The following is a 1,786-nucleotide window of genomic DNA, read 5'->3' on the forward strand; positions in this document are numbered from 1 at the left end:
GGCACCATGCATATGGACGGCAAGGAGCTGATCCTGCACAAGCCGGCCGAGGCTCGCCAGCACGGCATCGAGATCGTCCACCAGGATCTGGCGCTCTGCAACAATCTGACGGCCGCCGCCAATGTCTATCTCGGCCGCGAGCTTCGCCGAGGCATCGGACCGTTGCGCATTCTCGATTATGCCGCGATGTACAAGCGCGCCGGCCAGCTCTTCGCCGAACTGAAGTCCGAGACGCGCCCGCGTGACCTCGTCAAGCAGATGTCGGGCGGCCAGCGGCAGGCGGTGGCGATCGCCCGCACCATGCTGTCGCAGGCCAAGATCGTGCTGATGGACGAGCCGACGGCGGCGATCTCGGTCAGGCAGGTCGCCGAAGTGCTGAACCTGATCCGCCACTTGCGCGACCAGGGCATTGCCGTCGTGCTGATCAGCCACCGCATGCCCGACGTCTTCGACGTTGCCGACCGCGTCATCGTCATGCGGCGCGGCAGGAAGGTCGCCGACAAGAAAATCGCCTCGAGCTCGCCCGAGGAAGTCACCGGGCTGATCACCGGCGCCATCGAACAGGTCGCATGAGCGCCGCAACCCCGGAACTCGCCGCGCGGACGCGGCCCATCACCGGCAGGAAAGGTCGATAATGGCAGTTACCCTTGACCAGACGATCGCGCAGAAGCAGCACAGCTTCCTGTCGCGCATACTGTCCAGCCAGACCTTCTGGGTGGTGATCGCGGTCATTCTGGCCTGTCTGTTCCTGTCCGTTGCCACCGACGCCTTCGCCACGCAGAAGAACCTCTACAACATCACCCGCAACATCACCTTCGTCGCCATCGTCGCGCTCGGCATGACTTTCGTCATCATCACCGGCGGCATCGACCTTTCGGTCGGCTCGGTGCTGTGCCTGTGCTCGATGGTGCTGGCCGTCACCATGCATGCCGGCTATTCGATCGAGGTCGGCATCCTGGCCACGATCGTCACCGCGCTCGCCATCGGCGCCTTCAACGGCGTGCTTATCGCCTATCTCGACTTCCCGCCTTTCGTGGTGACGCTCGGCATGCTCTCGGTCGCCCGCAGCCTCGCCATGGTCGCCTCAAACAACACCGTTGTCTTCCAGTTCGGGCCGGACCACGACAAGCTTCTGGCGCTGGGCGGCGGCGCCTGGCTGTTCGGCATCGCCAACCCGGTGCTCTACATGATCATCCTGGCTCTGATCACCGGTTTCATCCTGCGCTGGACCAAGTTCGGCCGGCACATCTTCGCCATCGGCGGCAATGAGCATGCGGCGACGCTGACCGGTGTTCCGGTGCGCCAGATCAAGGTCGCGGTCTACATGATCTCGGCTTTGTCGGCGGGTCTGGCCGGCATCATCGAGACCGGCTGGCTCGGCGCCGTCACCACCAATATCGGCACCGGCATGGAGCTCCAGGTCATCGCCGCCACCGTCATCGGCGGCGCCAACCTCGCCGGCGGCGTCGGCACCGCCTTCGGCGCCATCGTCGGCGCCGCACTGATCGAGGTGATCCGCAACAGCCTCGGCCTGCTCGGCATCAACGCCTTCTGGCAAGGCACCTTCATCGGCGGCGCCATCCTGCTCGCCGTGCTGTTCGACCGCATCCGCAACTTCCGGCGCAGCGACTGAGGCGCAATCTTCCCTTCTCCCCTTGTGGGCTAGCGTGCGCACACATTTGCTTCGTGCTGTGGTCAAGCGTGAAGAGGCGCCGTCGGAAAATGGCTTGAAGCGGTTGAATTGTATGTGATTCTGTAGCCGCCATTGTTGATTCTGGAGGTTTTG

At 64.0% G+C, this 1,786-nt stretch carries 2 protein-coding genes; both read left to right on the top strand.

The window, feature by feature from the left end; genetic code table 11:
* Positions 1 to 573 (top strand): ATP-binding cassette domain-containing protein (locus EOA38_RS35615; RefSeq protein ID WP_145966255.1); only part of this gene is annotated, 573 nt, incomplete at its 5' end.
* 61 nt (positions 574 to 634) lie between these two features.
* Positions 635 to 1,633, top strand: a complete 999-nt coding sequence (locus tag EOA38_RS35620) for an ABC transporter permease (RefSeq protein ID WP_126092987.1) — start codon at positions 635 to 637, stop codon at positions 1,631 to 1,633.
* Positions 1,634 to 1,786 lie beyond the last annotated feature (153 nt).

This window comes from Mesorhizobium sp. M1E.F.Ca.ET.041.01.1.1, assembly GCF_003997355.1.
Taxonomy (GTDB): Bacteria; Pseudomonadota; Alphaproteobacteria; order Rhizobiales; family Rhizobiaceae; genus Mesorhizobium.

What these genes read in the sequence shown, in the direction of transcription:
- EOA38_RS35620 (WP_126092987.1), top strand. Translation starts at nt 635, where the DNA reads ATGGCAGTTACCCTTGACCAGACGATCGCGCAGAAGCAGCACAGCTTC.